Source organism: Castellaniella sp., from assembly GCF_049650445.1.
Lineage (GTDB): Bacteria > Pseudomonadota > Gammaproteobacteria > Burkholderiales > Burkholderiaceae_B > Castellaniella.
Map to the genome: position 1 here is coordinate 1 of NZ_JBASAD010000002.1, position 15,341 is coordinate 15,341.

General features: G+C 65.4%; 15 protein-coding genes. 5 read left to right on the top strand and 10 right to left on the bottom strand.

Annotation, left to right across the window (positions count from 1 at the left end):
- Together WA983_RS00450 and pdxA are read left to right on the top strand one after the other, a co-directional pair.
- Window positions 1-1,526: PhoH family protein (locus WA983_RS00450; protein ID WP_424311460.1), on the top strand; the 1,526-nt coding region annotated here is incomplete at its 5' end.
- Window positions 1,507-2,574, top strand: a complete 1,068-nt coding sequence (pdxA, locus tag WA983_RS00455; protein ID WP_424311461.1) for a 4-hydroxythreonine-4-phosphate dehydrogenase PdxA — start codon at window positions 1,507-1,509, stop codon at window positions 2,572-2,574. The genes WA983_RS00450 and pdxA, both read left to right, overlap by 20 nt.
- On the opposite strand, the gene WA983_RS00460 is transcribed toward pdxA, so the two are convergent.
- The 9 genes from WA983_RS00460 to WA983_RS00500 are packed head-to-tail and all read right to left on the bottom strand — an operon-like array spanning window position 2,571 to window position 11,148.
- Complete coding sequence (locus tag WA983_RS00460; protein WP_424251244.1) at window positions 2,571-4,061, bottom strand: cryptochrome/photolyase family protein; 1,491 nt, start codon at window positions 4,059-4,061, stop codon at window positions 2,571-2,573. The genes pdxA and WA983_RS00460 overlap by 4 nt on opposite strands.
- Window positions 4,058-4,522 carry a nuclear transport factor 2 family protein gene (locus WA983_RS00465; protein ID WP_424251242.1) on the bottom strand — a complete coding sequence of 155 codons (465 nt, stop codon included), beginning with the start codon at window positions 4,520-4,522 and terminating at the stop codon, window positions 4,058-4,060. The genes WA983_RS00460 and WA983_RS00465 overlap by 4 nt, the downstream gene beginning before the upstream one ends.
- Before the next feature lie 5 nt (window positions 4,523-4,527).
- A complete protein-coding gene (locus WA983_RS00470) occupies window positions 4,528-5,310 on the bottom strand; it encodes an SDR family NAD(P)-dependent oxidoreductase (protein WP_424251240.1) in 783 nt (260 codons plus the stop codon).
- Window positions 5,311-5,314: 4 nt separating this feature from the next.
- Window positions 5,315-5,851, bottom strand: coding sequence for a DUF3833 domain-containing protein (locus WA983_RS00475; RefSeq protein WP_424251238.1), 537 nt, complete (start codon window positions 5,849-5,851; stop codon window positions 5,315-5,317).
- A 4-nt stretch (window positions 5,852-5,855) separates the two neighbouring features.
- Complete coding sequence (locus WA983_RS00480; RefSeq protein WP_424251236.1) at window positions 5,856-7,160, bottom strand: MFS transporter; 1,305 nt, start codon at window positions 7,158-7,160, stop codon at window positions 5,856-5,858.
- Window positions 7,157-7,768 (bottom strand): chalcone isomerase family protein, encoded by a 612-nt coding sequence (locus WA983_RS00485; protein ID WP_424251234.1) that lies wholly within the window; start codon window positions 7,766-7,768, stop codon window positions 7,157-7,159. Before WA983_RS00485 ends, WA983_RS00480 begins: the two co-directional genes overlap by 4 nt.
- 28 nt (window positions 7,769-7,796) lie before the next feature.
- A complete protein-coding gene (locus tag WA983_RS00490) occupies window positions 7,797-8,972 on the bottom strand; it encodes a class I SAM-dependent methyltransferase (RefSeq protein ID WP_424251232.1) in 1,176 nt (391 codons plus the stop codon).
- A gap of 44 nt (window positions 8,973-9,016) precedes the next feature.
- Window positions 9,017-9,847: a DUF1365 domain-containing protein gene (locus WA983_RS00495; RefSeq protein ID WP_424251230.1), complete on the bottom strand. Its 831-nt coding sequence runs from the start codon at window positions 9,845-9,847 to the stop codon at window positions 9,017-9,019.
- Window positions 9,844-11,148: an NAD(P)/FAD-dependent oxidoreductase gene (locus WA983_RS00500; RefSeq protein ID WP_424251228.1), complete on the bottom strand. Its 1,305-nt coding sequence runs from the start codon at window positions 11,146-11,148 to the stop codon at window positions 9,844-9,846. The genes WA983_RS00495 and WA983_RS00500 overlap by 4 nt, the downstream gene beginning before the upstream one ends.
- A gap of 120 nt (window positions 11,149-11,268) precedes the next feature.
- On the opposite strand from WA983_RS00500, the gene WA983_RS00505 reads away from it, so the two are divergent.
- Genes WA983_RS00505 through WA983_RS00515 form a run of 3 tightly spaced genes read left to right on the top strand, consistent with a single transcriptional unit; the run spans window position 11,269 to window position 13,795 of the window.
- Complete coding sequence (locus WA983_RS00505; protein ID WP_424251226.1) at window positions 11,269-12,243, top strand: MerR family transcriptional regulator; 975 nt, start codon at window positions 11,269-11,271, stop codon at window positions 12,241-12,243.
- A gap of 16 nt (window positions 12,244-12,259) precedes the next feature.
- Window positions 12,260-12,862: a lipocalin family protein gene (locus WA983_RS00510; protein ID WP_424251224.1), complete on the top strand. Its 603-nt coding sequence runs from the start codon at window positions 12,260-12,262 to the stop codon at window positions 12,860-12,862.
- 15 nt (window positions 12,863-12,877) lie between these two features.
- Window positions 12,878-13,795, top strand: a complete 918-nt coding sequence (locus WA983_RS00515) for a TIGR01777 family oxidoreductase (RefSeq protein WP_424251222.1) — start codon at window positions 12,878-12,880, stop codon at window positions 13,793-13,795.
- Between the two features lie 42 nt (window positions 13,796-13,837).
- Here WA983_RS00515 and WA983_RS00520 read toward each other — a convergent pair whose 3' ends face one another.
- Window positions 13,838-15,208: a replicative DNA helicase gene (locus tag WA983_RS00520; protein ID WP_424251220.1), complete on the bottom strand. Its 1,371-nt coding sequence runs from the start codon at window positions 15,206-15,208 to the stop codon at window positions 13,838-13,840.
- Between the last annotated feature and the right edge of the window lie 133 nt (window positions 15,209-15,341).

Genomic DNA, 15,341 nt, shown 5'->3' on the forward strand with positions numbered 1-15,341 from the left:
CCCCCGCCCAGCCCCCCTCTGCGACCCCGGCGGCACCCGCCGCTCAGGCAGCCCCCCAAAAAGCCGCGCCCGCCCCGGCCCGGTCCACCGCTGCCCGCACGCGCCCCAAACGCCTGCCGGTGGCGCAGCGCAAGCTGTTCGTGCTGGACACCAATGTGCTGCTGCACGATTCCTCGTCCCTGTTCCGTTTTGCCGAACATGACGTCTTTCTGCCCATGATCGTCCTCGAAGAACTCGATCACCAGAAAAAAGGTATGTCCGAAGTCGCGCGCAACGCCCGTCAGGTCAGCCGCTACCTGGATCAGTTGATCGGCACGGCCGATCTGTCCAAGGGCGTGCCGCTGGACGCGCTGGGCAATACCGACGCCCTGGGCTCGCTGTACTTCCAGACCCGGCCCACCGACATGAGCCTGCCCCTGGAACTGCCCATGGGCAAGGCGGACAACGTCATCCTGGGCATCGTCCACGGGCTGTGCCAGGAAAACCCGAAGCGCGAGGTCGTGCTGGTGTCCAAGGACATCAACATGCGCCTGAAGGCCCGGGCGCTGGGTCTGCCGGCCGAGGACTACCTGAACGACCATGTCCTGGACGATTCCGACCTGCTTTATGACGGCGTCATGCCCTTGCCGGAAAATTTCTGGAACAAGCATGGCAAGGACATCGAATCCTGGCAGCAGAACGGCCTGACCTGGTACCGCGTGCGTGGCCCGCTGTGCAGCCAGTTCATCGTCAACGAATTCGTCTACTACGAAGGCGAAATGCCGCTGTACGCCCAGGTGCGCGAAGTCACGGGCAAGAACGCCGTGTTGTCCACCCTGCGCGACTTCAGCCACGCCAAGAACAGCGTCTGGGGCATCACCACGCGCAACCGCGAACAGAACTTCGCCATGAACCTGCTGATGAACCCGGACATCGACTTCGTGTCGCTGCTGGGCCAGGCGGGTACCGGCAAGACCCTGCTGGCCCTGGCCAGCGGCCTGGCCCAGACCTTCGAGACCAAGCGCTACACCGAAATCATCATCACCCGCGCCACCGTGCCGGTGGGCGATGACATCGGCTTTCTGCCCGGCACGGAAGAAGAAAAGATGCTGCCCTGGATGGGGGCGCTGGAGGACAACCTGGAAGTCCTGCACCAGGGCGCGGCTGGCGCGCTCGGCACCCCTGGCAGCAGCAACGGCCAGGACTGGATCAAAACGCCCGCCATGGATCTGATCCGTTCCCGCATCAAGGTCAAATCCATGAACTTCATGCGCGGTCGCACATTCCTCAACAAGCTCCTGATCATCGACGAGGCCCAGAACCTGACGCCCAAGCAGATGAAGACCCTGGTCACCCGCGCAGGCCCTGGCACCAAGATCGTCTGCCTGGGCAATATCGCCCAGATCGACACGCCCTACCTGACCGAGGGCAGTTCGGGCTTGACCTACGTGGTGGACCGCTTCAAGGGCTGGCCGCACGCCGGCCACATCACCCTGCAGCGCGGCGAACGGTCCCGGCTGGCCGACTATGCCAGCGACGCCCTCTGATCCCGCGCCGGCGCCCGTCGGCGCGCCTCTGGCCTTCACGCTGGGGGACGCCGCAGGGATCGGCCCGGAACTGATCGTCCGCCTGTTCGCGGAAGGCCTGCCCCACCCCGCCGTGGTCTACGGCGACGCGGGTGCCCTGCGGCGCGCCTGCTCCGTCCTGGGCCTGACGGACCTGCAGGTGCAACCGCTGGATGCGCCGGGCGCGGGCACGGTCGGTGGCGTGATCGGCGTGCTGAATCGCTGGAATGCGCTGCCGGACGACCTGCCCTGGGGGCAGGAAGATCCGCGCGCCGGACGCGGCGCCTACGAATACCTGTGCCATGCCATCGACGACGCCCAGGCCGGCCGGGTGCGGGCACTGGTGACGGCACCGCTGCACAAGGGCGCATTGCACGCAGGCGGCATCGATTTCCCCGGTCACACCGAAATCCTGGCGCAGCGCACCGGCACGGCGGACTACGCCATGATGCTGGCCAACGACGAACTGCGCGTGCTGCTGGTGACCATCCACATCGCCCTGTCCCGGGTTCCTGCAGCACTCAGCCCGGCGGCCGAACTGCGTGCCATCCGCCTGGCACAGCGAGCCTGCCGTCAGGCGGGTATCACCCGGCCGCGCATCGCCGTGGCGGGCCTGAACCCGCACGCAGGCGAAGGGGGCGCCTTTGGCGACGAAGAAGCCCGCCATATCGTGCCGGCCATCGCTCAGGCCCGCGCAGAAGGCCTGGACGCCAGCGGCCCCTGGCCGGGCGACACCGTGTTCATGCGCGCCCGCCAGGGGGCATTCGACATCGTGGTCGCCCAGTATCACGATCAGGGCCTGATCCCGGTGAAATACCTGGGTCTGGATGAAGGGGTGAACGTGACCGTGGGCCTGCCCTTCGTACGCACCAGCGTGGACCACGGCACGGCCTTCGACATTGCCGGACAGGGGATCGCCGACCCGGCCTCGCTGCGCGCGGCCGTGCGGATGGCGTTGCGCATGACGAGCCATGCGCCCGGTCGCGCGCCGGTCGCGCCGAGCGGACCCCCACGCAATCGCGACAGCTAATCCGCTTTGCGCTTGTCGGCAAGAAACGAAAACCGCCTCAGCGTCCGTTCCCTGGCGCGCGCATGGTCCACGATGGGCGGCGGATAGTCGATGCCCAGTCGCAGACCACAGGCTGAGAGCGCCGCCGGTTTCATGGCGGCGGGATAGTGGATGTGCGCATCCGGCACACGCGCCAGTTCGGGCAGATACCGCCGGATGAAGCGACCCTCCGGGTCGAAGCGCTGCGATTGGGTCACCGGGTTGAATATCCTGAACCAGGGCTGCGCATCGCACCCGGTGGAGGCCGCCCACTGCCACCCGCCATTGTTCGCCGCCAGGTCATAGTCGTTCAGATGCTGGGCGAAGAACCGCTCACCACGGCGCCAATCGATCCCGAGATCCTTGGTCAGGAAACTGGCCACCACCATGCGCAGGCGGTTGTGCATATAGCCGGTATGCAGCAACTGCCGCATGGCGGCATCCACCAGCGGGTAGCCGGTACGCGCTTCGCACCAGGCCTGCCAGGCATCGGGCGCCTCATCCCACTGAACCTGATCGAGCTCCGGCCTGAACGACTGTGTGGTCACCCGCGGGTGATGCCACAGAATCATGAAATAGAAGTCCCGCCACGCCAGTTCTGAAAGCCAGGTCTGCGCACCTGGGCACCCGCCGGCCGCCTGCCGGGCAGCCAGCGACGCCAATCGACGAATCGACACGGTGCCAAAGCGAAGGTGGACCGAGAGGTACGAGACCCCCTTGCGACCTGGATAATCGCGAGCCTCATGATAGGCCCCCATGCGCGGCACGAAGTCCTGCAACAATTGCCGCGCCCCGCTGATCCCCGGGGGCAGGGGCAATTCTTGCAGATTCGTCGGAACGAACCCCAGTTGCGACAGCGCGGGGAGCGACTCGCCCCGCGGCGGCGGGGCCAGGTGGCCGGCATGGCGCTCGACCGGGTAGGACTCGAGCTGGAATCCGTCGAGCTTCTCGAGCCAGGCGCGCTTGTAGGGCGTGAATACGCTGTAAGGCCGGCCTTGCCGGGTCAGCACTTCATCCCGATCGAGCAGTACCTGATCCTTATGGTCGCTGAAAGCGATGCCCTGTGCGCGCAAGGCCTCGGCCACACGCTGGTCGCGTGCGATGGTCTGGGGTTCATAATCGCGATTCGCCAGCACTTCGCGGACACCGAGCGCCAGGGCCAGTTGAACGATGCAGGCCGCCGCCAGACCATGGCGCACGATGAGTCCGCCGCCGGGCGCACCGCTTAACGCTGCCAACCGCCGCAAGGCCTCGTCGAGTTCCAGCACGCTGGCATGAATGAACTCCACGCGTCGATCATGCCGGGTGGGCAGCGCGTCCAGAATATCGGTATCGAACACGAATGCACAATAAACACGCCCGTACTTGCGCAGTGCATGATAGAGCGCGGCATGGTCGTCGCAACGCAGGTCCCGGCGAAACCAGACGAGCGCACCGGGAGGATGAACAGCGGCGGTCAAGTCTTTCATTTGGCGGAGAGCGTTTTGCGCAGCCAGCGCATCAGTCGGCCGAGCACGGGCAATTTTTCATACAGTTCCTCTGCCGCGTCCCAATAATCGCGGTGACAGGACACAAGGCCCTGGGCATCGAAACTCACCCAGGTGGCGCCATGGATGCACTGGTCCGCTCCGGCGCGCCACCGCCGCATGCGATAGTGGAGCTCCCAGCACAGAAAGGCCTGATCCCCCTGCGAGCATTGCTGTGTGACCACAAATCGCGGCTGATCCAGTATGGCGAACATGTGCGCAAAGATCCGGGTGATCGCCGGCACGCCGCGCACCTCGTTGAATGGATCTTTGAATCGCGCATCCGGCGCATAGCAGTGTTCAATCTGCGCCAGGCGGTCGGGCGTGAGGTGCTCATAGAGCCACACCAGGCGAGCCAACGCGGCCCGGGTATCGGTGGAAACGTCAGAGTCAGGGGATTTCATGCGCGTCAAAGACCTGTCATGCGATGAACGAGTGCAAAATACCAGCGGTAGGGAAGGATGCGCAGCAGTTTGAGCCAGCACGTGAAACGGCGCGGAAAATGCACCTCGAAACTGCCGCAGGCCCAACCTCGCAGCATGGCCTGTGCCGCTTGCGCCGGTGTGAGCAACGCAGGCATGACGAAATCATTCTGGCTGGTCAAGGGCGTATCGACGAACCCGGGATTCACGATACTGACGCCGATGCCATGAGGCCGCAAATCCAGGAACAGCGTCTCGGCCAGATTGATGAGCGCCGCTTTGGTCGGACCATAGGCCAGCCCTTGCGGCAAACCACGCCAGCCGGCCACACTGGCCACCAGGCTCAGGTGCGGCGCGCATCCGGCCCGCGCCGACTCCAGCAGTCCCGGCACCACGGCGGCGATCACATGCAACGCCCCCGTCAGATTGACCTGCTGGTGCTTCAGCAGCTCGGGCAGCGCCAGCGAATCCGCCCGCATGGGCCGATAGTAGCCGGCGCAATAGCAGACCAGATCCAGAGGGCCTTCGGACCGCAGGCACACGGCGGCTTCCTGCACGGCCTGTGCGTCGGTCACGTCCAGAGCCACCGCCTCGCTTCCCGGGTGGGCCTCGACGAACGCCTGCAGCAAAGGCTGCTGGCGCGCCGACACGATGACCTGGGCACCACGGGCATGCAATTGTTCGGCCACCGCCAGGCCAATGCCGCTGGACGCGCCCACCAGCCACACGCGCTTGCCGCGCCAGTCCGTCAATGAAGGGTTGAGAGACACCGCGCTATTCCTTTGTGAATGACAGCAGCACTTCACCCAGCGTGATGCCGAACTTGCTCATGGTGGCCCGGTTGAGCATCACCTGCTCATCGACGAGGAACATCCAGTCATCGAATTGCACCTCATATTCCTTGCCGTCCACCGGCAGACGCAAGGTGTAGTTCCAGCGGAAGGCATTGCCGGATTCCTGGCCCCGGGCCTCCCCGACCACGTCATCGGCGCGTCCCACGTAGCGCCCGCCGTCGAGCTTGGTCAAATGCCAGACACGACGCTGCGTCGTGCCATCCGAATAGGTGAAGGCCTCGTCGAGCACCCCCTGATTGCCCTCCCAGCGGCAATCCATGATCACGGTGAACCGGCGGGCCACTTCCCCGCTGCGCTTCTGAAAAATGCCATGGGCCCTGACACGGCCATTGAAATAGCGGTCCAGCTCCAGTCTGGGCCGTTGTTCCGCATAGTCGACCACTTTGGGGCCGGCGCATCCCGCCAGCACGGCGGGTCCCGCGATCAGGGCACAAAGAACATGGCGGCGTGTGGTCATGATGTCATCCTTCGGTAGAATGAGAGGCAATGAACAGCCGGTGCAGCAGCCAGGCGGCGCCCAGCTTGAGTACGCAAGGCAAAAGACCGTAGATCCAGGCCAGAAGCTGCAGCGCGTGGGGATCCCGGCTGCCGGGCGCATAGCCCAGCCATTGCAGCAGGGGCAGCGTCACCCCGGCGGCCAGCGCAAGATTGAGTTTGGTGGCCAGATTCCACCATCCCAAGTACGCGCCGTCGCGCATGCCTTGGGCGCCATGGCGTTCGATCAGCAAGGCCAGCATCGCGCCCGGCACGACCAGATCGGCTCCCAGCGCGGCGCCCGAGAGCACGCAGATGATGGAAAAAGCCGCCACCTGACCGCTGTCCAGGCCCGCCACCCAGCCAAAACAGACCACTGCCAGCAGCATGCCGGCGCGCCATGTCCGCTCCAGGCCGAGGCGACGCACGACCCGCACCCAGAGCGGCATGGAAAGCGCTCCGCTGACGAAGTAGAGCACCAGGAAAAGCGCGACCTGGGACGAACCGGCCAGCAGCCGATCCTGCGCGAAGAACAGCATCAGCGCAGCCGGAATGGCGCCGGCAATGCCATTGAAAAGAAACACGGACAGCAGGCGCCGGAATGGCCGCTCCTTGAGCGGCTGCCAGAGTAGAACCGCACCGGCGGCTTTCCCCGCCGGCGACAGGGTCCGCGCCATCGCCGGCGGCCGCGGGGCGTGCCACAACGCGAGCCAGGCGAACAGCAGCGCCAGGGCCAGAACCTTCAGCGTGTTGTGGGGGCTCCCATTCACAGCGATCGCGCTGGCCGTGATCACGCCCACCAGACCCAGGCCCTCGCGCCAGGCGACGATGCGGCTGCGCTGAACGGCATCCCCTCCGAGACGCACCCCCCAGGCCTGATGCGAAATGATCAGCTGGCTGTGGGCCAGACAAGTGAACAGAAGACCTGCGACCATCCAGGCCGCCAGGGGCGCCTCCCCCTGCGTCTGGGGGAAAAAGAGCCCCGTCATGCCCAGCCCCAGCAGCAGCGCCGAGGCGCCCGCCACCCACAACACGGCCAGGATGCCGTGACGATACAAGTGATCGCTCAAACGCCCCAGCAGGGGTTCGACGCCCGCGTCCATCAGGCGCACGAGCAGCAGCAGCGCACCCACCAGCGCCAACGGCAGCCCAAGATCACTGGCGTAATAATGGGGCATCACCACATAGATCGGGATCGCGGCAAAAGCCAGGGGCAGCCCCATCAGACCGTAGGCCAGGCCATCGCTTGGCGCCATGGATCGCGCCGGTTCCAGGACTGCGGGGCGGCTCATGGCCTGGCCTCCGTCAGGCGGGCCAGCAAGGCGCTGCGCAACGCCGGCTCGGACGTTCGGGGGGACAGCCAGATGCCAAAAAACCTCAGCGCCAGTTCGGCGTCCTCGATCGAACCAAGCTGCCGCGACCCCTGCCAGACCGTCATCCCGCGTCCGGGCCGATACAGCCCCGTGAGGCGGTCCCCGGGCTGCACATCGGGCAGCAACCCGGCCAGTTCCGTGCGCCAGCGCAGCGCCTGGCCGGGCGTCAGGCCGCCCTGATGTCCGATCTCCTCGATGGATCGTTTCGCGATGTCGGCGCCGGCGAAAGCCCGGTGATAAGTCAGTTCCAGGGCCAAAGGATAGGCGCCGAAATTGTCCGCTTCGAACCGCCGCCCCACCCACAGGCGGGCATCGTAGATGCGCAGCCCGAAAAAGCGCAGCCGCCACTCCCCCGCCAGTGCCGCGTCGGGCAGCACCCGTCGCACGAAAACCGGCGGGTCGCCCGCCGCGCCTGCCGTCCGGTCCGGCTCAGCGGCCACATCCGTGGCCGCCAGGGCCAGGCCGCAGAAGAGCAGACGGCGTCTCAGCGGGGAGTGCCCGGACGGGGCCGGGCGGCCAGCGGGCATGGGTATCGGTCGTGAGGGCATCGTGTGTTCAATCTTTCACCAGCGTGTACTGGACCACGTCGATGTTGCCGGTATCGAACGCCGCCTCGCAGTAGGCAAGATAGAATTCCCAGGTTCGCAGAAAACCAGCATCGAACCCCTGGGCCAGCACCTCGGCGCGATGTTGCGTGAAACGCTGGCGCCAGCGGCGCAAGGTTTCCGCATAGTCGGTGCCGAAGGCAAATTCATCGGTCACGCGCAGGCCCGCCTGTCGGGCTTGCGCACGAAAATGCGCCGGACTGGGCAGGCAGCCGCCCGGGAAGACATACTGCTGAATGAAGTCGGTGCCCTGCACATAACGTTCGAACAGCGCATCGTCGATGACGATGCTCTGCACGCAGGCCTTGCCGCCCGGTTTCAACAAGCGCGCCAGGGCGCCAAAATAGTCGGGCCAATAGGATTGGCCTACCGCTTCGATCATTTCAATGGAGCAGATCGCATCGAACGGCTCGTCCTGGATATCGCGATAGTCCTGCAGGCGCAAGTCGGCCCGGGACGCGAGCCCGGCGCGCAGCATCCGCTCCCGGGCCCAGGCCAATTGTTCGGAGGACAGGGTGACGCCCGTGACATGGGCCTGGAACTCGCCCGCCGCCATGTCGGCCAGCGCTCCCCAGCCACAGCCGATCTCCAATACACGGCTGCCGGGCCGCACTTCGGCGCATCGCAGTGCGCGGCCGATCTTCGCGCGCTGGGCATGGGCCAGATCGCCCGACGGATCCCCCTGAAACCAGGCGGCGGAGTAATTCATGCCCGGATCGAGCCACAGCTGGTAGAAGTCATTGCCCAGATCGTAATGGGCCTGGATGTTGCGCCGGCTCCCGGGTCGGGTATTGCGATGCATCAAGTGACGCAAGCGATAGAGCAGCCGCCCCCACCAGCTGCCGTACACCAGCGTTTCCAGCGTGTTGCGGTTGGCCACCAGCAGGCGCAGCAGGTCGGCCAGATGCGGCGTGCTCCAGTCGCCCGCGATATACCCTTGCGCCAGACCGATGTCGCCCGAGCGCAGCACGGAGTCGAACACGCGCCAGTCGCGCAGACGCAAGCTGGCGTGAGGCTGCCCCCCCTGGCCCAGCGGCAGCATGCGGCCGTCGGGGGCTTCCAGGTGGAGCGTGCCATGTTGCAGGTGCTGCAACCAGCGCAGGCAGGTGCGCGCGGCGGCCGGCATGTCGGCGGAAAACCCAGATGGAAATGAGGAAGACGTTTTAATGCTCATTGCCAGTCGTCCGAGGGAAAGGAACGGGAAACGGGCTGCGCCGGCGCTTCGGGTTTCGCGTGAACCGGCACCCGTTTCAACCAGAGCAGAAAGGCATTCCAGAGAATGCGGGCCATGACGCCCAGCGTCAGCAGGGGGTAGCGCCAAAGGGCGCGGCGACGGCTGGCGGCAGTCAGCGGTTCGAGTCGACCCGCCACGCCTGTCAGCAGCACGGGACCTGCACTGTCGTGATAATCGATTTTCACCCGGACCGATCGCAGCCCCTGAGGTCCTCTGCGGCGGAATTCGAAGCGGTAGCCGCCTTCCAGGGCACAGAACGGCGAGACATGGAAGACTTTCCGCGCCTGCAGCACCTGACCATAGCGGGCATGGTCCAGCACGTAGACATGCCGTTCGCCGAACGTATTGTTCACCTCGGCCACGATGACGCGCAAACTGTCATCGCACCGGTGGCAATACCAGAAGCTGACCGGCTTGAAGGCGTATCCCAGCACGCGGGGATAGCATTGCAGCCAGATCTCGCCCTGCGCATCGTGGATGCCTTCGGCACTCAACAGTGTCTCCAGCCAGGCCAGCGCCCCCCCCTGCTGCGGACCGCGTCCATCGCCATGGTCGGTGTCCCGAAAAGAAAGCGCACCGTTTCGGTTCAACGCCAGAGGATCCGCCGATTGCGGCTGCCGACGCAAGGTACGCATGGGCAGCATGAGAAAAAACGTCGGCGCGACGAAACGATGGAGGCGCGGACGCAACCGGGCATGCCAGACATGGCCGAAACCGATATACGGCCGATTGGCCGGCGGAACAGGATGATCGAGGCTCAGGTTCATGCCGCCTCCCGGCGCCGCCATTGCGCCAGCAGCAGATCCGCGGCGCGGTAGCCCGACTGCAGGCCATCCTCATGAAAGCCATAGCCGGCCCAGGCGCCTGCATACCAGGTATGCCATACCCCCTGCAACTGCGGCAGACGCCGCTGCGCCGCCATGGCCCCGATATCGAATACCGGATGATCGTAATCAAACTCGCCCAGTACCCGCATGGGATTGATGTCGCGGACCGGATTGAGAGACACCAGCACGGGCTGGGCGAACGGCAGCGGTTGCAGACGATTGAGCCAGTAGTGAAGACAGACGCGGGCAGACTCGCGAACACCATCCGCGGAACGCTCATAGTTCCATGCGGCCCAGGCGGCGCGATGCCGCGGCAACACGGCGGTGTCGGTATGCAGGATGGCGCGATTCGCCTGGTAGCGGATGGCCCCCAGCACCGCCTGCTCTTGCACGGTGGGATGCTCCAGCATGCGCAGAGCCTGATCGCTATGCACCGCCAGCACCACGGCATCGAAACGCTCGGTTTCACCCGCCGCATGAATGTATACGCTGGCCTCGTCGCGCCGGACCCGCTCGACAGGTGTCGCCAGGCGGGCATCCAGGCCCTGGAGCATCCTGGCCACATACTGGTGCGCGCCACCGGTCACGGTATGCCATTGCGGCCGGTCCTGGACCTGGAGGAGCCCATGGTTGTGACAGAATCGCACCATGGTGGCCAGGGGAAATTTCAGCATCTGATCGGTGGGACAGCTCCAGATGCAGCCCAGCATGGGGAGGAAATACCAGTGCCGGAAGGCCTCGCTGAAGCCATGATGATCCAGAAAATCGCCCAGCGGCTGGACCAGGGCGGCATCGTCTGCCCGGGTGGCGAGACGGGTGCACAAGCGGTTGAAGCGCAGCAGCTCGCAGAGCATCCCCAGAAAGCGCGGGCGCAGCAGATTGCGCCGCTGGGCGAACACCGTGCCCAGGCTGGAGCCGCTCCATTCGAGGGCGTGGGCGCCCCCCGGGCCGGCGCCTGGCACCTGGACGGAGAACGACATGTCGGAAGGCGCGGTAGCCACGCGCAACTCCTGGAACAGAGCAATGAGCCCGGGATACGTCCGTTCATTGAAAACCAGGAACCCCGTGTCGACCGCATGAGAGACCCGACGGCCATGGACATCCGGCAAGTCGACCCGCACAGAGTGGGTGTGGCCACCGAAATAGCCTCCCGCCTCGAACAGCGTCACCCGCGCGTGACCTTTCAGGCGGTGAGCAGCCGCCAAGCCTGAAATGCCCGATCCAATGACAGCGACTTTCATGGTTTTTCCGATTCATCGTCACGCACGGGCATCTCCCCGCACGCTACACTGAGGACGTAATATACTAGACAAAACTAGTTTTGTCTTAGACAATTCGATCGACCCATTCTTCAGCCCATCATGAGCCAGATCGCTTCCAACCTCAGCGACACACAGCCTTCCGCGGACGATGCCGGCTTGTCGATCGCCACCGTCGCACGCGAAACAGGCCTGGCCAAAGACACGCTGCGCGTCTGGGAGAAACGCTATGGTTTTCCGAGACCTGACAGGGATGCGTCCGGCGACAGGCGCTACAGCGCCGCGCAGGTTCAACGACTCAAACTGATCGCGCGGCTATTGGATGCCGGCATGCGGCCCGGAAAGGTCGTCGGGCTGGAGATTGAACGGCTGCACGACATGCTGGCGCGGCGTACGACTGACGCCACTTCTGATTTGTCCAAGACAAAACAGAAACATCATGCGACTGACCCATTGATCGAGGAACTGCTCGAGGCCATCGCCGCGCATGATCCGCGGACCCTGCGGCATGGGCTCGGGCATGCCCAGATGCGCATGGGCCTGGCGCCTTTCGTGACCGATCTGGTCGCTCCGCTGACCACCGCCGTCGGCGATGCCTGGTCGCAAGGCCGCTTCGAGATTTACGAAGAACACCTGTACACCGAGATCATTACCGGCGTGCTGCGTCACGCCATCGCATCGCTGACGCCCCAGCCGATTGCGCAGGGCCCCAAGGTATTGCTCACGACGGTGCCGCAGGAGCAGCATGGCCTCGGTCTGCTGATGGTCGAAGCCTTGCTGGTGCTGGAAGGCTGCGCCTGTGTCTCTCTGGGCACGCAGACCCCCGTGACCGATATCGTCCAGGCCGCACAGGCCCACCAGGCCGATGTGGTGGCCCTCAGCTTCAGCAATGTGCACAAAGCCGCGGAGGTGCGCACCCACTTGCGCGAGCTTCGCGCCCAATTGCCCGCCGCGACGGCGCTATGGGTCGGCGGCTCATGCGCGGCCCTGTACCAATGGTCCATGCCCGGCGTCAGCGCCATCCGGCATCTGTCCGGCCTGCAGCCGCTGGTGGCCCAATGGCGGCACGCCCACTGAATCGATCAAGGACATCATGCGCCCGTTTTCCGACATGCTCCGCACCCTGTTCGCAGGCCTTTCCCGCCAGCAAAGGCGGGCGCTTCCCGCCCTGCTGGCCGCCAGCTGCGCGCTGCTGCTGGCGGGTTGCGCCAGCACCCGGCCCCCGCCCGGGGTGACCGCCGTCACCCCATTCGATCTGCAGCGTTACCTGGGGCGCTGGTACGAACTGGCCCGGCTCGATCATTCTTTCGAGCGGGGCATGACCGATGTCTCGGCCGCCTATACGCCGCTGCCAGATGGCGGCGTGCGCGTGGTGAATCGCGGCTTTCTCCCCGCCAAGGACCAATGGCGCGAAGCGGTCGGCCGTGCGCGATTCATCGGTTCACCCACGACGGGCTCACTCAAAGTCTCTTTCTTCTGGCCATTCTACGGTGGCTACCACGTGGCCGCGCTCGATCCCGACTACCGGTGGTCGCTGGTAATCGGACCGGATACAGGCTATGCCTGGATCCTCGCTCGCGACAAACAGCTCGACGCCGGGCAACGCGAAGCCATTCTGGCCCGCGCCCAGGCGCTGGGCGTCGATACTTCGGCACTGATCTGGGTGCCCCAGACGCGCCGGGACCCGGCATCGTAACGAGGGGAAAACACCATGCGCATTCTGCTCACCGGCGGCACCGGCCTGATCGGCCGGGCGCTCTGCCAATACTGGCGGCCACAGGGGCACCAACTGTGGGTCTGGAGCCGCAATCCGCTCCAGGTTCCCGAACTGTGCAGTGGCGCGCGGGGTATTGCGCGGCTGCAGGATCTCGATGACGCCGGCCCCATGGACGCCGTCATCAACCTGGCGGGCGCTCCCATTGTCGACCGCCCCTGGACCGAAGCCCGCCGCACCGTGTTGTGGCGCAGCCGTGTGGATCTCACGCGTACGCTGGTGGACTGGATGGGCCGGCAGACCGTTCCGCCCCGTATCCTGCTGTCGGGCTCGGCGGTCGGCTGGTATGGCGACCGGGGCGATGAATGGCTGAACGAGGACAGCGAGCCGGGACAAAGCGATTTCGGCAACCGCCTGTGCGTCGCCTGGGAGCAGGAGGCGCAACGCGCGAGTCAGTGGGGTGTCCGGGTGGCGCTGCTGCGCACCGCGCCCGTGCTGGCTGCGCAAGGCGGCATGCTGACACGGCTGCTGCCCGTCTTTCGCCTTGGGCTGGGCGGACGGCTGGGTGACGGCCGGCAATGGATGCCCTGGATCCACATCGACGACCAGGTGGCACTGATCGACCACCTGCTGCGGCACGAATGCAGCGGAGCGTTCAATGCCTGCGCGCCCGAGGCCGTGCGCAACAGCGACTTCACCCGGAGGCTGGCTCGAACGTTGCGGCGCCCCGCGATTCTGCCCGCTCCGGCCTGGGCGCTGCGCCTGGCCCTGGGCGAAATGTCCGTGCTGCTGCTCGGCGGCCAAAGACTGGCCCCCGTACGGACGGAAGCGTCCGGGTTTGCCTGGATATATCCCGAGCTGGGCACGGCGCTGATGCAACTGCTGCACGCGCCGCAAGTCCCATCGGCGTCTTGATCTGCGAGGCTCAGGGCTCAGTCCGCCCTCGGCCGCAACGGATCAGAACCCTGGCGCCGCCGAGAAATTCAGGAAGCGGGTGCTGGCCCCCTGGAAGGTCAGGCGCACCGTACCGATAGGGCCGTTACGCTGCTTGCCGATGATGATCTCGGCCGTACCCTTATCCGGCGAATCGGGGTTGTAGACCTCGTCGCGGTAGATGAAGATGATCACGTCGGCGTCCTGCTCGATGGCGCCGGATTCGCGCAAGTCGCTCATGACGGGCCGCTTGTTCGGACGCTGCTCCAGACTGCGGTTGAGCTGCGACAGAGCGATCAACGGGCAGTTCAGTTCCTTGGCCAGGCCCTTGAGCGAACGGCTGATCTCTGAAATTTCGGTGGCGCGGTTCTCGCCGCCGCTGCCGGACATGAGCTGGATATAGTCGATGATGATCAGGCCCAACTGCCCGCACTGGCGTGCCAGGCGCCGCGCCCGTGCCCGCAGTTCCATGGCCGTCAGCGCAGGCGTTTCGTCGATGTAGATCTGGGCTTCCTCGACCTTCTGCACGGCGTGCGTCAGGCGCGGCCAGTCATCCTGGGTCAGTTTGCCGGTCCGCATGCGATGCTGGTCCAGCATGCCGACCGAGCCGATCATCCGCATGGCCAGTTGCACCGCGCCCATTTCCATGGAGAATACGGCCACCGGCAGACCCTGCTCGATGGCGACGTGTTCACCGATGTTCATGGAAAACGAGGTCTTGCCCATGGACGGCCGCCCGGCCACGATGACCAGATCGCCGGCCTGCAGGCCCGAGGTCATGCGGTCCAGGTCGTCGAAACCAGTCGGCACCCCGGTCACATCGGAATCGCCCTCGCGGTGATACAGCTCGTCGATGCGCTCGACCACCTGGGCCAGCAGAGGCCGGATTTCCTGGAACCCGGCCATGCCGCGCGCGCCTTCCTGGGCGATCTGGAAGACGCGGGATTCGGCCTCGTCGAGGATTTCCCGGGCTTCCTTGCCCTGAGGGTTGAACGCGGCGGAGGAAATCTCGTCGGCAATCGAGACCAGCTTGCGCAGCATGGACCGTTCACGCACGATTTCCGCATAGCGGCGGATATTCGCAGCCGAAGGCGTATTGTGCGCCAGCGCGTTCAGATACGGCAGGCCGCCACATTCACCGGACTTGCCGGCCGTGGTCAGGGATTCGTGTACGGTGACGACGTCGGCCGGCCGCGCCAGCCCCACCAGCCGGGTGATGTGTTGCCAGATCAGGCGGTGATCGAAGCGATAAAAGTCGTCCTCGACCAGGACGTCCGCCACGCGGTCGAAAGCGGCGTTGTCCAGCAACAGACCACCCAGCACCGATTGCTCGGCCTCGATGGAGTGCGGCGGCACACGCAGATAATCCAGTTGCGCGTCGGCTTCGATTTCCAAACCTGAACTCCTGAAAAAAAGGCCTCCACGCTGCGCAAGTGGACGCTTGCGTGTCGCCCGCCGGCCATCTGAAGACGGATGGCGGCAAAAGAAAAGGCCGGCAATTACGCCGGCCTTTTTCAGCGACGCCGCG